Below are 18,492 nucleotides of genomic sequence, written 5' to 3' on the forward strand. Positions count from 1 at the left end.
AGAGGTCCGCCAGATGACCGAGCGATTTCTCGGTGAAGCTTGCCCGCCCGAGTTGCAGGACCCGGGCGAGCGGATGTCCGTCGACGAGCTGCGGGCGCGGCAGCTGACGCAGCTGCAGGCGACCGTGCGTTCGGCGTACGAGAACGTGCCGCACTACCGCGCCGCGCTGGACGGGGTCGGGTTCCAGCCGGGTGATCTGCGCGAGCTGTCGGATCTGAGCCGGCTGCCGTTCACCGCGAAGAAGGACCTGCGGGACAACTACCCGTTCGGGATGTTCGCGGTCCCGCGGTCCGAGGTCGTGCGCGTGCACGCGTCCTCCGGTACGACGGGCCGCCCGACCGTGGTCGGCTACACGCAGGGCGACATCGACCGCTGGGCCGATCTGATCGCGCGGTCGATCCGTGCCGCGGGTGGTCGCGCGGGCGACGTGTGCCATGTGGCTTACGGGTACGGGCTCTTCACCGGTGGACTCGGCGCGCACTACGGCGCCGAGCGGCTCGGCTGCACGGTCGTCCCGGTCTCCGGTGGGATGACCGAGCGGCAGGTCGACCTGATCCGCGACTTCGGCGCCGAGATCGTGATGGTGACGCCGTCGTACTTCCTGTCGATCCTGGACGAGATGGACGCCCGCGGGCTGGATCCGCGCGACACCGCGCTGCGGATCGGGATCTTCGGCGCCGAGCCGTGGACCGAGCAGATGCGCCTCGAGGTCGAGCAGCGGACCGGGATGCACGCGGTCGACATCTACGGCCTGTCGGAGGTGATGGGCCCGGGTGTCGCGCAGGAGTGCGTCGAGACCAAGGACGGGCTGCACATCTGGGAGGACCACTTCTACCCCGAGGTGATCGACCCGGTCACCGGCGAGGTGCTGCCCGACGGCTCCGAGGGCGAGCTCGTCTTCACCACGCTCACCAAGGAGGCCTTCCCGGTCCTGCGCTACCGGACCCGCGACCTGACCCGCTTGCTGCCGGGGACGGCCCGTCCCGGGATGCGCCGGATGGAGAAGATCACCGGCCGCACCGACGACATGATGATCGTCCGCGGCGTCAACGTCTTCCCGACCCAGATCGAGGAGCAGCTGCTGCTCGTCGAGGGCCTCACCCCGCACTACCTGTGCGTCCTGACCCGCCCGAACCGGCTGGACGAGCTGACGGTGCAGGTCGAGGCCGCGCCCGGACTGCTCGATCAGACAGCGGCGGGCCGCGAACTGGCCCACCGGATCAAGACCCACATCGGCGTCACCGCCACGGTCGAGCTCGTCGCCCCGCACGCACTGGAACGCTCACTGGGCAAGGCGAAACGGATCAACGACCGGCGAAAGCTCTAAGCCTTCAGCAGCTTGGGCAGGGTCTGGTGGGCTGCTGCCGCGAGGTCCTCGGTGGCGCCCGAGACTCCGGCGAGGTGGCGGAGCAGGGCTTGGGTGAAGAGGCCGTCGAGCAGGCCGTACGCCGTACTGGGGGTGACCGCGAGGGGTTTGCCGGCGAGGTCGGCGTACGTCGTGACGACGCGCCAGATCATCAGCTCGAGGGTCTGGTCGATCTCCAGGACGTCCTGGCGGAACGACTCCTCGAACAGGGCCTGGTTGCGCAGGTCGTACCAGAGGCGGTGCATCGAGGCGTCCTCGCGGCAGGTGGTGGCCAGGGCCTCGGCGAAGTCGGCGCGCAGGCCCTCGGCGGTGGTCGCGGTGACGACGATCTCGTCGTACCGGGTGACGCACTCGGCCTTGTACTGGCGGACGCAGTGGGTGATCAGCTCCACCTTGTCGCGGAAGTAGTAGTGCAGCACTCCGTGCGAGAACTCGGAGTTCTGGGCGATCTCGCGCAGGCTGGTCCGCGCGTAGCCGAGCTCGGACAGCGTGCGCAGCGCGGACGTGGCCAGCTGGGTGCGGCGCTCCGCGAACTTGTCCACCTGCCGGCGGGAGATCCGGTCCGTCACCTCGGTCATCGGCAACCCTCCTGCGAAAAGCTTACCCGCTCACCCCGATTTTCTTGACAGTTGTCCAAGAAAGTCTTGACGACTGTCCAGAGATCCGTGACGCTGAGGGCATCGCCCGGTCACCGCCTCACCGGTGGCCGTGGCGTCAAAGCATCCGCACCGTGCGAGGGGAGATGCCATGTACGACCTGACCGGACGCCGGGCACTGGTGACCGGGGGCGCCCGTGGCCTCGGGGCCGGGATGGCCGCGGCGCTCGCCGCCGCCGGGGCCGCCGTCGTGATCGCCGACATCTCCGAAGACGTCGGCCGGCAGACCGCCGACGAGCTGAAGCAGACCGGCGCCACCGCGGCGTACGTCCCGCTGGACGTGACCGACGACGCCGCCTGGGAGGCCGCGATCACGGCCACCGTCGGCGAGCTCGGCGGCCTCGACATCCTGGTCAACAACGCCGGCGTCGAACTGTCCGGTCTGGTCGCGGACCTCGACCCGGACGACGTCCGCAAGATGCTGGACATTAACGTGCTGGGCACCGCGCTCGGTGTGAAGCACGCGTTCCGGGCGATGCGCCCGGGTGGACCGGCGGGTTCCGGCGGCTCGGTGGTCAACATCTCCAGCGTCGCGGCGACCATCCCCTTCCCCGGCATCGCCGGGTACTCCGCGACCAAGTCCGCGGTCGACCGGCTGACCCGCGTGGCCGCGATGGAGTCCGGCAAGCTCGGGTACGGCGTCCGGGTGAACTGCGTCTACCCCGGTCTGGTCCCGACCGAGATGGGCATGAAGCTCGCAGCCGACATGGTGACGCTCGGCCTCTGGCCGTCAGCTGAAGCGGCGGTCGGCGACGTGATCGGGCTGACGCCGCTGGGCCGGCTCGGCGAGGTCGGCGACATGGCCGACGCGGTGGTCTTCCTGGCCAGCGACGCGGCGAAGTTCATCACCGGCGCGGGCCTGCCGGTCGACGGCGGAATGGGGATGTGAGATGACCAAACCAGTCGTCGTGTACGGCGCCTCCGGCTACACCGGCCGGCTCGTCTGCGAGTACCTGCGCGAGTACCACGTGCCGTTCATCGCGGCCGGTCGCGACAAGGCCCGGATCCAGGAGGTGCTGGACAAGGTCCCCGGGATCGAGACCGTCGAGCACGAGGTGGTCGAGGTCGACCACGAGGTCGGCGCGCTGACCGAACTGTTCAGCGGCGCGAAGGTGGTCAGCAACATGGTCGGCCCGTTCGTGAAGTACGGGCCGGAGGTGGTCGAGGCGTCGCTCGCGGCCGGCTGCCACTACCTGGACACCACCGGCGAGCAGGACTGGATGCTGGCCGCGCAGACCAACTGGGGTGACAAGTTCGCCGACCAGGGCCTGCTGCTCGGGCCCGGGATCGCGCAGATGTACACCACCGGCGAGATCGCGGCGAACCTCTGCCTGGAGACGCCCGGGCTGGACACCCTCGACATTCTCGTGCTCTGGAAGGGCTTCCCGACGTACGCGTCGACGCAGACGATCTTCACGATCCTGAAGGCGGACTGGCACTACCTGGAGCAGAACCAGCTGGTGAAGTGGGACCCGCTGACCACGTTCGAGGTGAACGTGCCGGGTCAGCACGAGTCCGCGCTCGCGCTGCCGTGGGGTGGCACCAGCCACCCGGTCTGGTTCCGCAACGACCCGCGGGTGGCGAACGTGAAGGTCGCCGGCGGTGTCTTCGACCGGACCGTCATGCAGGGTGTGGTCGAGGCGGTGAAGATGGTCGAGTCGCAGATCAAGACACTGCCCGCCGACCAGCAGGAGGCCGCGCTGGCCGAGGTCGCCGCGTCGGTCCAGGCCAGCATGCCGCCGCGGGAGAACCCACGGATCAACACCTCGCTGGACTCGGTCTACGCGACCGGACCGCTCGGTCGCGCGCACTGCGTGATCCACGGGCACAGCAACTACAAGCAGACCGGCGCGCTGCAGGCGTACGCCGCGTACGCGCTGCTGCAGCAGCCGCCACGCCGGGCCGGGCTCGCCTCGGCCTGCCAGGCCTTCGGGCACCGCGAGCTGCTGGGTGTGCTGCGGAGCTTCGGGCTGGTGCTCGAACCGGTTGTGACGGTCCACCACTGAGCCAGGCGCGGGGGCGTCCCTCAAACCCCCCGGATCGCTCCCGCGCCTGTTCCACCCGGTCGAGGAGTTTCGCGTGCGGTTGTACGACTATCTGGACAAAGGGGCGTCGCTCGGTCCGGCGGCGCCCTGTCTGACGATGGACGGGACCAGCCTGAGCTACGGCGAGGTGCAGGAGCTGTCGTACCAGGTCGCGCGGGCGCTGGCCAAGAGCGGGATCGGCCCGGGCGACAAGGTCGCGATCCTGTCGGCGAACAACCCGATCGCGTTCGCCTGCGTGTTCGGGATCGCCCGGGCCGGCGCGGTCTGGTGCCCGGTCAACCCGCGCAACGAGGCGGCCGAGAACCGGGACCTGCTGGACGCGTTCGACTGCTCGGTCCTGGTCTTCCAGCGCGTGTTCCTGCCTTTGGTGCAACGGATCCTGCCCGACCTGCCGAAGCTGCGGCTGGTCGTCTGCCTCGACGACTCATTGCCCGAGGCAAGCAGCTTGACCGAGTGGCTGGACGGCGTACCGGCGGAGCCGTGGCAGGCCGAGCCGGTCGACGACGTCGCGCTGCTGGTCGGCACCGGCGGCACCACCGGGCGGCCGAAGGGCGTGATGCTGACCGGGCGGAACCTGGAGACCATGTCGGCGATCACGCTGATGGCGTATCCCTTCGAGGGCCGGCCGGTCTACCTCGCGCTCGCGCCGCTGACGCACGCAGCCGGCGTCCTGTGCTTCCCGGTCCTGACGCTCGGCGGCGAGATCGTCGTGATGCCGAAGCCGGACCTGCCCGCGTTCCTGCGGCTGGTCGAGCGGCACCGGGTCACGCACACGTTCCTGCCGCCGACGCTGATCTACATGCTGCTGGCCGAGGAGTCCTTGCCCAGCACGGATCTGAGCTCCCTGCAGTGCTTCTGGTACGGCGCGGCGCCGATGTCGGCGGCCCGCCTCGAGGAGGCGCTGGAGCGGATCGGGCCGGTCATGGCTCAGCTGTTCGGCCAGAGCGAGGCGCCGATGATGATCGCGACGATGGCGCCGGCCGACCACTTCCATCCCGACGGGTCGCCCGCGGTGGAGCGATTCACCTCCGCCGGGCGACCGAGTCCGCTGACCCAGGTCGCGATCATGGCGGACGACGGGCGGCTCCTGGATCACGGTGCACGCGGGGAGATCGTGGTCCGGGGGTCGCTCGTGATGGCCGGCTACCACCGCGACCCGGCCGCGACCGCCGCGGCTTCGAAGTACGGATGGCACCACACCGGGGACATCGGGTTCCTGGACGACGACAACTACCTCTACATCGTGGACAGGGCGAAAGACATGATCATCACCGGTGGGTTCAACGTGTACTCGGCCGAGGTCGAGCAGGCGCTGATGACGTACCCGGCGATCCAGGACTGCGCGGTGGTCGGGCTCCCGGACGAGAAGTGGGGCGAACGGGTGACCGCCGTGCTGCAGCTGCACCCGGGCCTGACCGTGACCGAGTCCGAGGTCCGCAACTACGTGAAGAGCCGGCTCGGCAGCGTGAAGACACCCAAGCAGGTGGTGGTCTGGACCGAGCTGCCGCGCTCCAAGGTCGGCAAGGTGCTCAAGGCCGAGGTGAAGGCAATTCTGTTGAACTCCGGGGCCGCCGACCGCTAGACAGGCGGCATGACTGTTGCCTCGCGTCCCCCGCTGACCGCCGACGAACGCACCCAGCTGACCGGCTGGCTCGATCTGCAGCGCTCGTTCGTCCGGATGAAGTGCCAGGGCCTCGACCCGGCCGACGAGCACCGCAAACTGCTCCCGACCTCACCGCTGATGACGGTGGCCGGGCTGGTCGCGCACCTGCGCTGGAACGAGTACTCCTGGTTCCAGCTGAACATGGCCGGGGTGCCCGACACCGGGCAGACGCCGTGGACCGACGACGGGCACGTCGACGCCGAGATGTTCGTCGACGACGTCCCGCTGGCCCAGCTGCTCGACGAGTACGACGAGGAGTGCGCCCGCTCGAACGCGGCCATCGCCGATCTCTCGCTGGACGCGCTCGAACAGGGCCCGCCGGAGATGCGCGCGGGCGGCGGCGCCGCCTCGCTGCGCTACGTGCTCTGCCACATGATCGAGGAGACCGCCCGGCACGTCGGCCACCTCGACATCATCCGGGAGCTCCTGGACGGGCGCACGGGCTACACGGAGTAGTTGGACTGATCTGCCCCAGGGGATTCCCGGGGCAGATCAGCACGTCGTCCACAATCCCCGAAAACAACGCCTCGGTTGGGGCTACGATCGAATCCCCAACGGATGGAGGTGTTCGATGGCCTATCGGCCACAGCTGGCTGCGGCGTTGTCGGGCGCGTCCGTCCACCAGCTCGCGTACTGGAGAAAGTCGACCGCTTCCGAGGGTCCTCTTCTCGTCCCGGAGATCTCACAGCAACCGCTGCTGTACTCGTTCCGCGACGTCATCGCGCTCCGGACCACCGTCTACCTCCGCAAGCGGATCTCGCTGCAACGGGTTCGCCGGGCGATCCAGGGCCTGTACGACCTGGGCGAGGGAGAGCATCTTTCGACGTACCGTCTCGTCGCTCAAGGCAACAGCGTCGCGCTCATTGCCCCTGATGATTCGCCGGCCGTTGACCTGGTCGACCACCCGGGCCATCAGGTGACGGTGGTGATGTCCGACGTACTGCAGGCATTCGTCACGGCTGATCAGGTGCCGGTGCCTGACCTGCTCCACCCGCGCGATGTCCTTCAGGTCGATCCTGAGATCCGTGGCGGCCATCCCGTGATTCTTGGCACCCGGGTGCCGTTCGAAGTGGTCGCCGGCCTACTCCGCGACGGCGTTGCCGCCGAGGCGATCGCCGACTTCTACCCGTCCGTCGGCGCCGAGGCCGCGACGGACGCACTCGATTTCGCTGAGTACGTCGACCATTTCGGCCGGACATCTGCGGCCTGATGCGCATCCTGCTCGACGAGGACGTCGCCGTTCAGGTCCTCGAGCCGCTGAGACACGTGCTGCGCGGCCACCGTGTCGACCATGTCCAGAAGCTGGGTTGGAGCGGCAAGAAAGACCTCTTCGTCCTGCGCGATGCCGCGGCACAGAACTTCGAGGTCCTGGTCACCAACGACGCGCGCCAGCTGGACGATCCAGCTGAGACAGCGGCGATCAAGAGGAGCGGCCTCCATCACGTTCGCTACCGTCAGAAGTACGACCTCGGCGTCAGGGGACTGGCGCTCGCGTTCGGCGCTGTCGTGTCCGCGATGCCGTTCGTGGTAGCGGAGCTTGCGGCGGCAGAGGGTCAGCGGCTGGTGCGGATCAGCAGCATTGGTCCTGATGGACGCCACTCGACCGTCGACCCAGCGACTGACCCTCCCAAGTACTGGCCTCGCTGACTGCCCTCTACAGGTGCTGGCCGAACGCCAGCGGTGCGCGGGTGCACAGGTACGTTGCCCAGTTCAACTTCGTCGGTACGCCGTCGCCGTCGCGGGTGATCCGGAGCAGCTCGCCGGTCTCGCGGCCGGAGACCGTGCGGTAGACGTCGGTCGAGACCTGCTCGAAGACGGCCGGGGCGACGTGGTCCGCGGCGGCCGGGGACTTCGCCTCCAGGTGGCCCTCGCGGACCGAGAAGACGAACGGCTGGCCCTCGGTGAACCAGGTGCCGAGGACGCCGGCCAGCTCCGGCGGGACCGTCGTGCCGGGGGTCCAGTGCGCGGGGAGGACCGGGTCGTCGTCGAGGACCTTGATCGCCAGGTCGGCGGCCAGCGCGGCCGGGGACGGGGCCGCGGTGGTGTTCATCAGCGCGATCCCCGCCGTACCGGACGGGCGGTGCAGGAAGGTGCCGGTGATGTGGCCGGGCATGCCGCCGGTGTGGCCGATGAAGACCCGCTCGCCGACCCGGAGCAGCATGAAGCCGAGCCCGAAACCGAGCTGCCAGCGGTCCAGGTCGGCCATGATCTGCGGCTGGCACATCTCCTCGACGGTGTCCTCGGACAGGATCTCGTCGGTCGGGTCGGCCAGGAACGCCGTCCACTTCGCCAGGTCCGCGGCGGTGCTGGCGAGGCCGCCGCAGGCGTCCATCGCGCCGAGCGACAGCAGCGGCTCCGGCACCGGGACGTCGCTGAACGGCGGCACGTAGTACCCGGAGGCGGCCGGGCCGCCGTCCAGGCCGACCGTGGTCCGGTTCATCTCCAGCGGCCGCAGGATGCGGGCGCTGATCGACTCGTACCAGGACTTGCCGTCGAGGCGCGCGATGATCTCGCCGAGCATCGAGTAGACCAGGTTGGAGTAGTGGAAGCGGTGGTGCGGCTTGCCGATCCGCTCGGCCTCGTTCCAGCCGGAGATCAGCTCGGCGCGGTCCGGGAACGCCATCACGTCCCAGACGTCGCCGACCGGTTCGCGCTGCATGCCGCTGACGTGGCTGAGCATCTGCCGCACGGTGACGCCGGCGTGCTTGCTCTCCGGGATGAACTTGTCGACCGTGTCGTCGAGGCTGAGCTTGCCCTCGTCGCGCAGCGCCATGATCGCGACCGCCGTGAACGTCTTGCTGTGCGAGGCGATCAGGTACTGCGTGTCGGCGGTCGGCGCGACGCCCGGCGCGTCCAGCGAGGCCGAGCCGACCCCGTCCGACCAGGCGAGCTTGCCGCCCCGGGCGACGGCCCCGACCAGCCCGGGCACCCGGCCCTTGGTCTGACGCTCGGTGATGATCCGGGTGAGGGCTGTCTGCGTTGCGGCGGCGATGTCGGTCACGAGAGCCGACCTTAACCCGGGTCGGGTGACAAACGGCAGGGGGTTTGAGCGGGTGCTGTGGGAGGCTGGTGGAGTGCGCATAGCGGTGCTCGGTCCACTCGCGATGTGGGCGGCCGACGGTACTCCGCTGGACGTCCGCGGTGTCCGGCTGCGTGGATTGCTGGCCAGGCTCGCTCTCGGCGCCGGGAAGCCTGTCGGTGTGGACACGCTGGTCGACGGGTTGTGGGGCAGCGAGGCGCCCAGCGCCAATGCTCTGCAGTCGCTGGTGTCACGGCTCCGGGCGGGCTTGCCCGCTACCGAGTCGAGCATCTCCGTGCAGTCCGGCCCGGCCGGGTACACGCTGACGATCGGGCCGGACTGCGTTGACGCGGTCCAGTTCGAGGAGCTGGCTCGGCGCGGGCGGCAGTTGCTCACGGCCGACCCGGCCGAGGCGCGGTCGGTGCTGTCCCAGGCCGACCGGCTCTGGCGCGGCGAAGCGCTGGCGGACCTGCGGGACCTGCCGTTCGCGCAGGTGGAGGCGGACCGGCTGACCGAGCTGCGTCTGGGCACCGCCGAGGACCTGGCCGAGGCAGGGATCGCCACCGGGCACGCCCGCGACGTGGTGGCCGACCTGGAGCGGCTCACCCTCGCGCACCCGTTGCGCGAGCGGCCGCACGAGCTGCTGATCCGTGCGCTTGCTGCCGACGGGCGGCAGGCGGAGGCGCTCGCGGCGTACGAGCGAGTCCGTACGACGCTCGCCGAGGAGCTCGGGGCGGACCCGGGGTCGCGGCTGCGCGACGTGCACGTGGCGGTGCTGCGGGGTGACGAGCTGGACCCGCCGCCGGCGTCGGCCGGCGTACCGGCTGCTGCGCCTGCTCCGACCCCGCCGAAGAGCAACCTGCGGGCGCCGCTGACCAGCTTCGTCGGGCGGGCCGAGGACGTGGCCGAGCTGTCGCGGCAGCTGAGCGACGGGACCCGGCTGGTGACGATGGTCGGGCCAGGTGGCGCCGGCAAGACCCGGCTGGCGACCGAGACCGGCCGGACGCTGGTGAACGCGGCCGGTGACGGCATCTACTTCGTCGAGCTCGCTCCGCTGGCCGAGGCGGCCGACGTGGCCCCGACGCTGCTGTCGGCGCTGGGCGCGAGCGAGTACGTCGACACCATCCAGACCACGCTGACGCCGAAGCGGCTGCCCACCAGCCGGGCGGCGACGGACCGGCTCGTCGAGGTCATCGCGGACCGCCGGATCCTGCTGGTGCTCGACAACTGCGAGCACCTGATCCAGGAGGTCGCCGGGCTGGTCGACTCGCTGCTCGCCCAGTGCGCGCGGCTGCGGGTGCTGACCACCAGCCGCGAGCCGCTGGGCATCCCCGGCGAGCACCTGCACCAGGTCGGCCCGCTGGAGCTGCCGCCGGTCGACGCGACCGACGACGACTACCCGGCCGTCCGGCTGTTCGTCGATCGCGCCCGTGCGGTCCGGCCGGACTTCGCCGTCACCGACGCGAACCGGCAGGCGATCGCGGAGATCTGCCGCCGGCTCGACGGGATGCCGCTGGCGATCGAGCTGGCCGCCGCCCGGCTGCGGGCGCTGACGCCACTGGCGATCGTTGACCGGCTCAACGACAGGTTCCGCCTGCTGACCAGCGGCAGCCGTACGGCGTTGCCGCGGCACCAGACGCTGCGGGCCGTCGTGGAGTGGAGCTGGGACCTGCTGGAGCCGGACGAGCAGGCAGTCGCTCGGCGCCTGTCGCGCTTCTCCGGTGGCGCCACGCTGGAGGCCGCCGAGCAGGTCTGCAGCGGGCCGGAGCTGCCGCCGGAGGCTGTGCTCGGCGTACTGGCTTCGCTGGTGGACAAGTCGCTCGTCGAGGCAGCCGCTGATGACAGGTCGGTCCGCTACCGCATGCTCGAGACAGTCAAGGCGTACGGCGCTGAGCAGCTCGCGGCCGCCGGTGAGGTCGACCAGGTGCGGCAGGCGCACGCGGCGTACTTCGGAGACCTGCTGCGCAAGGCGGAGCCGAAGCTGCGGACCGGCGACCAGCTGCAGTGGATGGCGCGGATGGACGCCGACAACGAGAACCTGCTGGACGCGCTGCGCACCGAGATCGACTCCGGCCGGGCCAACGACTCGCTGGAGCTGGTCGCGATCCTCGGCCAGTACTGGAACATGCGCGGCCGGCCGTCGGAGGCGGTGACCTGGTTCGAGGCGGCGCTCGCCGTACCGGGACCGACCAAGCCGGTGGCCCGGGCGCTGACCGTGATGCTCTACTCGATCGGCACGCTGTCCAACGGCGCCGACCCGTCGGACTCGGTCACCCGGGCGATCCGCGGCCTCGCGGAGGTCCGGATGCTCAGCCGGCGGCACCAGGAGGTCCGGCACTCGGCGGTCGGCTGGTTCACCAACGCCGCCTGGGCCGCGTTCCGCCGCGACAAGGCGACCTCCTTCCGGCAGCTGGAGGAGGCCCGCGAGAGCACCGACGCCTGGACCCGGAACATGGCCGGGATGATGGCGGCGATGTTCCGCGAGAACGAGGGCGACGTCGAGCAGATGGCGGCCGACCTGCAAAGCGCGCTCGACGGGTTCCGCGCCCTCGGCGACCGCTGGGGTACGTCGCTGGCGCTGCGCGGGCTGGCCGCGCACGCGGGGACGCACGGCGAGCACCAGACCGCGCTGGACGCGCTGACCGAGGCGATGCGGCTGACGGGCGAGCTGGGAACCAGCGAGGGGATGCCGCAGCTGCTCGGCCAGGCAGCACTGAGCCGCGCCGAGCTCGGCGATCTCGACGGCGCCTGGGCCGACATCCGCGAGGCGCAGCAGCTCGCCGAGAAGACCGGCGGCCGCGGCGGGCAGGGCATCGCGCTGATGGGCATGGCCGCGCTGAACCGGCTGTCCGGGCGGCTGGACGAGGCGCGCGACCTGGCCGAGCAGGCGCTGGCGACGCTCGACCCGCAGGCCGAGCGGATGGCACCGCACGGCGAGGCGATGGTGCGCGCCGAGCTGGCCCGGGTGTTGGTTGCCCAGGGCGACCTTTCCGGCGCGCGCCAGAACGTCGAGCCGGCCGTCGCGCTGGCGCTGACCACCGAGGACATGCCGGTCGCGTCGGCGGTCGTCGAGGTGGCCGCGTCGGTGGAGCTGATGGGCGGCGACGCCGAGCTGGCGGCGCGGACCCTCGGCCTGGCGACGGCGCTGCGCGGCGTACGGGCGATCCCGGACACCTGGGTCCGCCGTACCGTCGAGGACACCGTCGCGGCGCTCGGCGAGGAGCGCTACGAGACCGCGTTCCGGTCCGGGGCGGGACTGGGGCACGACGACGCGATCGACGAGCTGCGCAAGCGGTTCACCCTGCCGACGGGTCGCCGTCGCGGGGGTCTGCTGTCATCAGACTGACCGCCAGGTCGCGCAGCGCCACCACGACCTCCTCCTCGGGCGGTCGCGGGTCGGCCAGCATCCAGTCGTAGACCACGGTGTTGACCGCGCCCATGAACGACAGCCCGATGAACCGGAAGTTCTTCCGGCTGATCTCGCCCCGGGCCACCGCGGCCTCGCCGACCGACACCACGCTGGAGATCAGCAGCTCGCGGAACGCGATCCGCTGCTCCTCCACCGCCGGGCTCGCGCCGACCACCTCGACGAACGAGATCCGGGCCCGGCGCAGGTCGGTCATGATGGTCCGCAGGTAGCCGTCGACGGCCGCCGTGATCCGCTCCCGGACCGGCGCGTCCCTGGTCGCGGCCAGCGCGTCCCCCGTACTGCGCACCCCCAGCTCGATCACCTGGGCGTGCACCGCGAGCAGCACGGCTTCCTTGTTCTGGAACTCGTGGTAGAAGTGCCGGGTCGACACTTTCGCCTGTGCACACAGGCGTTCCACCGAGGTCGCGGGATACCCTTCGGTCCCGAACAGCTCCAGAGCGGCGTCCAGCAGGCGCTCCCGCCTGGCGGCCTTCCACTCGTCGACCGAGCGTCCGGAGTACCGGCGCACGGAGGGATCGCTCATAACACCTCTTGTCGCTACCCCGTGCGTGACCAGCTCATCTTAGTCACTCTGTGCGAGCTGTTGTCAGCACCCGGGGCAGCGATGGCGAGTTCTCGATGACGGAAAGTGAAAGGCTTGTTTTTCGTATCGGTCAGGTGCGCTTGCGGTAGGCACGGATCGCCAGCGGCGCGAAGACCGCGACCAGGCCGACCATCCAGGCCAGGGTGATCAGCAACGGCTTCTGCAGATCGCCGCCGATCATCAGGCCGCGCATCGAGTCGGCCAGGTAGGTGATCGGGTTGATCTTGGTCCAGGACTGCAGGAAGCCCGGCAGCGTGGTGGTCTGGACGAAGATGTTGCTGCCGAAGGTGAGCGGGAACATCACCAGGAACGCGACGCCCTGGACGCCCTGCGCGGTCTTCAGCTTCAGGCCGAGCCAGACCCACACCCAGCACAGCGACAGCGCGAAGGCCAGTACCAGCAGGCAGGCGAGCAGCCCGTAGCCGACGCCGTTCTCGAACCGGAAGCCGAGCGCGAACCCGGTCACCATCAGGATCACGATCGAGGTCAGGTAGCGCACGGTGTCACCGAGCACGGCGCCGACGAGCGGCGAGACCCGCGCGATCGGCAGGCTGCGGAAGCGGTCGAAGACGCCCTTGGCGAAGTCGTCGTTCAGCGCGACACCGGTGCCCAGTGTCGAGAACACCACCGACTGCACCAGGACACCGGGCAGCAGGAACGGCAGGTAGTCGTGCCAGGTGCCGCCGGCCTGGCCGCTGATCGCGCCGCCGAAGACGAACAGGAACAGCAGCAGGAAGATGATCGGCTGGAACGTGACGTCGGCCAGCGCCTCGGGGTTCTGCCGGATCCGGACGATGTTGCGCCAGGCAAGGGTGAGGCTCTGCTCGACCCAGGCGAACGGGCGGTTCCGGCGTACGGCGTGCTGCGGGGTGGTGCTCGGGGTGAGGGTGGCGGCGCTCATCGGCCCGCTCCTTCCAGGACTGCGGTGGACTCTTTCTCGGCGGTGTGACCGGTCAGGGCGAGGAAGACCTCGTCCAGGCTGGGCAGCCGCAGGGACAGCTCGGTGACGGCGATGCCCTCCTCGTCGAGGCGCCGGACGACGACCGGCATCGACGTGCCGTCGCTGACCGGCACGCTGACCAGGGCGTTCACGACGTCGACGGTGGGCCGGGTGCCGGTCGACTCCGCGACGATCGCGGCGACCCGCTCCAGGTGGCCGGGCTCGGCCGGGCGGACGTCGAGCGACTGCTTGCCGGCCTGCGCCTTCAGCTCGGCCGGACGGCCGGCGGCGACCACGCTGCCCTTGTCGAAGACCATGATTGAGTCGGCGAGCGCGTCGGCCTCCTCCAGGTACTGCGTGGTCAGCAGGACCGTCGTACCGTCCAGGACCAGGTTGCGGACGGTGTCCCAGACGCCGTTGCGGGCGTGCGGGTCGAGGCCGGTGGTCGGCTCGTCCAGGTAGAGGATGCTCGGGTTGCCGACCAGGCTCGCGGCCAGGTCGAGGCGGCGGCGCATCCCGCCGGAGTAGGTCTTGGCGATCCGGTCGCCGGCGTCGGTCAGCTCGAAGCGCTCGAGCAGCTCGCCGGCCCGGCTCCTGGCCTGCGGGCGGGACAGGCCGATCAGGCGGCCGATCATGACCAGGTTGCGGCGGCCGGACATGTCCTCGTCGACCGAGGCGTACTGCCCGGTCAGGCCGATGATCTCGCGGACCTTGCCGGCCTCGCGGACCACGTCGAAGCCGCCGACGGTGGCGCGCCCGGCGTCGGGCTGCAGCAGGGTGCCGAGGATCCGGACGGCGGTGGTCTTGCCGGCGCCGTTCGGTCCGAGCACCCCGAGCACGGTGCCGGTCGGCACGGTCAGGTCGACGCCGTCCAGCGCCGTGGTGCTGCCATATCGCTTGACCAGGCCTTCGGCCACGATGGCGGGCTGGTTCGGTGTGGGCATTTCGGTTCCTCCAGATGACTTCGTGTCTCTGGGAACCACCGTCCACCCCGGCGCTGGCACCGCCCTGGCACTCGGCTGACAGCCGGTGCCAGGGCGCTGTCTCAGCCCTTCAGCGGCATGATCTTGTTGGCCAGCAGCGCCTGGTAGGCGTCCGGGTTGTACCGGGCCAGGTGGCCGCGGGCCTTCCGCCGGTACTTCAGGATCTGCCGCGTCCCGACCGCCCAGAGCACGTACTGGAAGGCCAGCGCGAACTTGAAGTCACCGATCTCCTGCGGAGCGCCACCGGAGGAGACGTCGAGCAGGATCCCGACCATGCCGATGCAGATCAGCGTCGCGATGAAGCCGCCGGTGTTCACCATCCCGTTCGCCGCGCCGAAGCGCGTCGACGGGTTGAACGTCCGCGCGTAGTCCAGGCCGAGCATCGACCCAGGACCACCAGCGGCCTGTACGACGATCAGAAGCAGCAGCACCGGCATCGGCGCCTGCCCCGGCCAGAGCAGCACGACCGTCCACATCAGCACCGACCCGCTGATCACGGCCAGCACGATCCAGGACCGGTAGAACGGGAAGCGGGCGGCGTACCGGCCGACCAGCGGGCCGTAGAACAGGCCGGCCAGGACCGGGAGGATCAGCAGCGCCGCGGCCGTCGTCGGGGCGAGCCCCTGACCGCGGACGAGGAACGGGTACCCCCAGAGCAGGCCGAAGGTCGAGCCGGAGAAGCTGGTGGTGAAGTGCGTCCACAGGCCGAGGCGCGTACCGGGCTCGCGCCAGGCGCGGCGCAGATTGTGGCGGACCTCGGTGAGGGACTGCTTGGTGCGGTGCAGCGGTTCGTCGTACGGGGTGTCCTTGATCAGAAACAGTACGGCGACGCCGGTGACCAGGCTGAGCACGCTCGCGCCCGCGAACGTGCCGGTCCAGCCGAAGGCGTGGAACGCGGCGGCCATCGGGACCGTGGAGACGATCGCGCCGATGCCGCCGAGCATGCCGGTCGCCTGCGACATCACCGGCTGGCGGAGCGCGGGGAACCAGGACATCACCACGCGGAGCACGCTGATGAAGACCAGGGCGTCGCCGACGCCGAGGACCGCTCGCGCGGCGAGCGCCGCCGGGTACGAGTCGACCAGGCTGAACGCCGACTGGGCGACGAAGAGCAGACCGGAGGCGGCGATCAGCAGCCGCTTCGAGCCGTACCGGTCGAGCAGGACGCCGACCGGGACCTGCATCGCGGCGTACACGGTGAGCTGGACGACGGTGAAGCTGGCCAGCGCCGAGGCGGAGATGTGGAAGCGTTCGGCCGCCTGCAGACCGGCGACGCTCATCGAGCCGCGGTGCAGGACGGTGACCATGTACGTGACGACGGCAGCCGTCCAGACCGCCCAGGCGCGCCGGCCACCCAGGGGGAAGAGGAGCTCGGTCACCGCACCCCTCGCAGATCCGCCGCGGCGACCTCGATGTGGGACACGACCAGCTCGCGGAACCGCTTCACGCTGTTCCCGCCGAGCGCCTCGATCATCTCGGCGTGGGCGGCGATCGACTTGTCCATCCGGGCCGGCTGGACCTCGATCCCGGGTACGCCCATCCGGACCTGGCGGTCGCGCAGGCTGTTGTAGAGCTTGGCCAGGATCTCGTTCCCGGCGGCGCCGACGATCGCCTCGTGGAAGGCCCGGTCGGCCTCCAGGAAGCTCTTCGCGTCGCCGGTACGCCGGTGCGCGCGCATCTCGTCGACCTTCGCGGTCAGCGTCTCGATCAGCTGCTTGCGGCGCGGCCAGACCTTCGCCGCCGCGTGCGTCTCGATCAGCTCGCGGGCCTCGAGCACGTCGTTGATCTCCTGCGGCAGCACCGGCAGGACCAGCGCGCCCTTCTTCGGGTACAGCTTGACCAGGCCGGACTCCTCGAGCCGCAGCAGCGCCTCGCGGACCGGCGTACGGGAGACGCCGACGGCGGTGGCCAGCTCCCCCTCGGTGAGCAGCTCGCCGCCCGGGTAGACCCGGTCCAGGATCGCTGCCTTCACGTACGCGTAGACCCGCTCCGCGGCCGGGATCTTCTCCACCCCGGGCGCCTGCTCGACCACCACGCGGGCGATCTCGGCCGTCTCGTCCCCCAGCACCGGCAGCTCGCCGGGCACCCCGCTCACCACAACACTCCTCTTCGTCGGAAACATACGACTGGTATCTCTGTTGTATCTATCTTACCAGTCGCCCGTTCGATCCACATTCTGTGGATAAAGCTGTGGACAAGGTGCGGGTATTCCCCTGTCCTGGCCGGGTCGGTGTCCGTGGCGGGCAATCCGATCTAGGCTCACCGGAGCGTTGCCGTCCCGTTTCGCTCCGTGCCCTGAGGAGAGAGTGTGTCCCGAACTTCACGTACCCGCCGGCTGAGCGCCGGCCTGGCGGTGGCGGCCCTGGCCCTCACCACCGCCGGTGCCGCGACCGCCGCCCAGGCGACCCCGTTCGCACCCTCGAGCAGCACCGCCGCCGCGGCCGAGCCCGGCGTCCTGATGAACTACGTGGTCAACACCAAGGCCTCGAAGGGGCACGTCAAGAAGGTCGAGAAGGCGGTCAAGGCCGCCGGCGGCACCGTCGTGACGTCGTACGACCAGCTCGGGGTGGTGATCGCGCAGTCGACCAACCCGGACTTCCGGACCGACGTCCGCAAGGGCCGCGACGGCCGCGAGGTCCAGTCGGTCGGCGCGACCCGGACCGCCGCCGTGTCCGAAGGACCGGTCGGCGCCGCGAAGAAGGCCGCTGCCAAGGGCCTGAACGCCGGCGAGGCGACCGTCGTACCGGACCCGGACGAGACCAAGCAGTGGGACATGGTCCAGATCAAGGCGGACCAGGCCCACCAGATCACCGACGGCTCCAAGCGCGTGCTGGTCGGCGTCACCGACAGCGGCGTCGACGACACCCACCCGGACCTGGCGCCGAACTTCGACGCCAAGAACTCGGTCAACTGCACCGGCAACGGCGTCCCGGACCGTACGCCGGGCGGCTGGCGCCCGACCACCAGCGCGCACGGCACCCACGTGGCCGGCACCATCGCCGCCGCCCGCAACGGCGTCGGCATCGTCGGCGTCGCGCCGGGCGTCAAGATCGCCTCGGTGAAGGTCGTCAACGACGACGGGTTCATCTACCCGGAGTACGCGATCTGCGGGTTCGTCTGGGCCGCCGAGCACCACATGGACGTCACCAACCACAGCTACTTCATCGACCCGTGGCAGTTCTGGTGCGACGACGACGGTGACCAGGGCGCGGTCCAGGAAGCCGTCCGGCGGGCGATGAACTACCAGACCAAGAAGGGCGTCCTGTCGGTCGCCGCGGCGGGCAACTCGAACTACGACCTGTCGAACAAGACCACCGACACGTCCAGCCCGAACGACACCACCCCGGTCACCCGGGACATCAACAACGACTGCCTGGACATCCCGACCGAGCTGCCCGGCGTCATCACCGTCGCCAGCACCACGCAGGCGCGGGCGAAGAGCAGCTTCTCGAACTTCGGGCTCCGCTCGATCGACGTCGCCGCTCCCGGCAGCAGCATCCTGTCGACGCTGCCCGGCGGCGGGTACGGCACGATGAGCGGTACGTCGATGGCGTCCCCGCACGTCGCCGGTGTCGCCGCGCTGATGAAGTCGACGCACCCGTGGTGGGGCCCGCGCGACCTCGAGAAGGCGCTGCAGCGTCAGGCCGACGACACCGCCTGCCCGACCACGCCGGACGCGCGCTGCACCGGTACGACGGCGCGCAACGCGTTCTACGGCGAGGGCATCGCGGACGCGCTGGACGCGGTCAAGCGCTTCTGGTGAACCACCGCTGAAAGCTGAAAGAGGGGGTCCCCCGCCCGGGACCC

The 18,492-nt window shown here is 70.3% G+C and carries 16 protein-coding genes; 9 read left to right on the plus strand and 7 right to left on the minus strand.

The annotated features are described in order from the left end of the window. Positions 1 to 13 precede the first annotated feature (13 nt). Positions 14 to 1,327, plus strand: coding sequence for a phenylacetate--CoA ligase PaaK (paaK, locus tag ACZ6Z4_RS20325; protein ID WP_465566330.1), 1,314 nt, complete (start codon positions 14 to 16; stop codon positions 1,325 to 1,327). Here the strand turns inward: paaK and ACZ6Z4_RS20330 are convergent. Next, entirely contained in the window at positions 1,324 to 1,944 is a 621-nt protein-coding gene (locus ACZ6Z4_RS20330; RefSeq protein ID WP_465566332.1) for a TetR/AcrR family transcriptional regulator, read from the minus strand. The two genes, paaK and ACZ6Z4_RS20330, sit on opposite strands and share 4 nt — an antisense overlap. 169 nt (positions 1,945 to 2,113) lie before the next feature. Between ACZ6Z4_RS20330 and ACZ6Z4_RS20335 the strand changes: the two genes are divergently transcribed. The 6 genes from ACZ6Z4_RS20335 (at position 2,114) to ACZ6Z4_RS20360 (ending at position 7,377) form a co-directional block, all read left to right on the plus strand. Further along, positions 2,114 to 2,911 (plus strand): SDR family NAD(P)-dependent oxidoreductase, encoded by a 798-nt coding sequence (locus ACZ6Z4_RS20335; protein WP_465566335.1) that lies wholly within the window; start codon positions 2,114 to 2,116, stop codon positions 2,909 to 2,911. Position 2,912: 1 nt separating this feature from the next. Continuing rightward, positions 2,913 to 4,028, plus strand: a complete 1,116-nt coding sequence (locus tag ACZ6Z4_RS20340; protein ID WP_465566338.1) for a DUF5938 domain-containing protein — start codon at positions 2,913 to 2,915, stop codon at positions 4,026 to 4,028. A gap of 73 nt (positions 4,029 to 4,101) precedes the next feature. Then, positions 4,102 to 5,649, plus strand: a complete 1,548-nt coding sequence (locus ACZ6Z4_RS20345; RefSeq protein ID WP_465566342.1) for an acyl-CoA synthetase — start codon at positions 4,102 to 4,104, stop codon at positions 5,647 to 5,649. 9 nt (positions 5,650 to 5,658) lie between these two features. Continuing rightward, a complete protein-coding gene (locus ACZ6Z4_RS20350; protein WP_465566347.1) occupies positions 5,659 to 6,186 on the plus strand; it encodes a DinB family protein in 528 nt (175 codons plus the stop codon). A gap of 115 nt (positions 6,187 to 6,301) precedes the next feature. Continuing rightward, positions 6,302 to 6,940, plus strand: coding sequence for a DUF433 domain-containing protein (locus tag ACZ6Z4_RS20355; protein ID WP_465566350.1), 639 nt, complete (start codon positions 6,302 to 6,304; stop codon positions 6,938 to 6,940). Further along, positions 6,940 to 7,377 (plus strand): DUF5615 family PIN-like protein, encoded by a 438-nt coding sequence (locus ACZ6Z4_RS20360; protein WP_465566353.1) that lies wholly within the window; start codon positions 6,940 to 6,942, stop codon positions 7,375 to 7,377. Before ACZ6Z4_RS20355 ends, ACZ6Z4_RS20360 begins: the two co-directional genes overlap by 1 nt. 7 nt (positions 7,378 to 7,384) lie before the next feature. Here the strand turns inward: ACZ6Z4_RS20360 and ACZ6Z4_RS20365 are convergent, their stop codons facing one another. Continuing rightward, complete coding sequence (locus ACZ6Z4_RS20365) at positions 7,385 to 8,731, minus strand: serine hydrolase domain-containing protein (RefSeq protein ID WP_465566356.1); 1,347 nt, start codon at positions 8,729 to 8,731, stop codon at positions 7,385 to 7,387. An 85-nt stretch (positions 8,732 to 8,816) separates the two neighbouring features. Between ACZ6Z4_RS20365 and ACZ6Z4_RS20370 the strand changes: the two genes are divergently transcribed. Further along, positions 8,817 to 12,095, plus strand: coding sequence for an ATP-binding protein (locus ACZ6Z4_RS20370; protein WP_465566359.1), 3,279 nt, complete (start codon positions 8,817 to 8,819; stop codon positions 12,093 to 12,095). Here ACZ6Z4_RS20370 and ACZ6Z4_RS20375 read toward each other — a convergent pair. The 5 genes from ACZ6Z4_RS20375 to ACZ6Z4_RS20395 form a co-directional block, all read right to left on the minus strand. Continuing rightward, positions 12,046 to 12,702 carry a TetR/AcrR family transcriptional regulator gene (locus ACZ6Z4_RS20375; RefSeq protein WP_465566362.1) on the minus strand — a complete coding sequence of 219 codons (657 nt, stop codon included), beginning with the start codon at positions 12,700 to 12,702 and terminating at the stop codon, positions 12,046 to 12,048. The genes ACZ6Z4_RS20370 and ACZ6Z4_RS20375 overlap by 50 nt on opposite strands. 130 nt (positions 12,703 to 12,832) lie before the next feature. Continuing rightward, the gene (locus tag ACZ6Z4_RS20380) at positions 12,833 to 13,663 is read right to left on the minus strand and encodes an ABC transporter permease (protein ID WP_465566365.1); all 831 of its coding nucleotides are present in this window, start codon (positions 13,661 to 13,663) and stop codon (positions 12,833 to 12,835) included. Continuing rightward, positions 13,660 to 14,646 carry an ATP-binding cassette domain-containing protein gene (locus ACZ6Z4_RS20385; RefSeq protein ID WP_465566370.1) on the minus strand — a complete coding sequence of 329 codons (987 nt, stop codon included), beginning with the start codon at positions 14,644 to 14,646 and terminating at the stop codon, positions 13,660 to 13,662. The genes ACZ6Z4_RS20380 and ACZ6Z4_RS20385 overlap by 4 nt, the downstream gene beginning before the upstream one ends. A 101-nt stretch (positions 14,647 to 14,747) precedes the next feature. Beyond that, positions 14,748 to 16,064 carry an MFS transporter gene (locus tag ACZ6Z4_RS20390; protein ID WP_363670015.1) on the minus strand — a complete coding sequence of 439 codons (1,317 nt, stop codon included), beginning with the start codon at positions 16,062 to 16,064 and terminating at the stop codon, positions 14,748 to 14,750. After that, complete coding sequence (locus tag ACZ6Z4_RS20395) at positions 16,061 to 16,780, minus strand: GntR family transcriptional regulator (protein WP_363670017.1); 720 nt, start codon at positions 16,778 to 16,780, stop codon at positions 16,061 to 16,063. Before ACZ6Z4_RS20395 ends, ACZ6Z4_RS20390 begins: the two co-directional genes overlap by 4 nt. A 213-nt stretch (positions 16,781 to 16,993) precedes the next feature. Between ACZ6Z4_RS20395 and ACZ6Z4_RS20400 the strand changes: the two genes are divergently transcribed. Then, a complete protein-coding gene (locus tag ACZ6Z4_RS20400) occupies positions 16,994 to 18,448 on the plus strand; it encodes a S8 family peptidase (protein WP_465566375.1) in 1,455 nt (484 codons plus the stop codon). Positions 18,449 to 18,492: the final 44 nt, after the last annotated feature.

The organism is Kribbella sp. NPDC104740 (assembly GCF_055583505.1).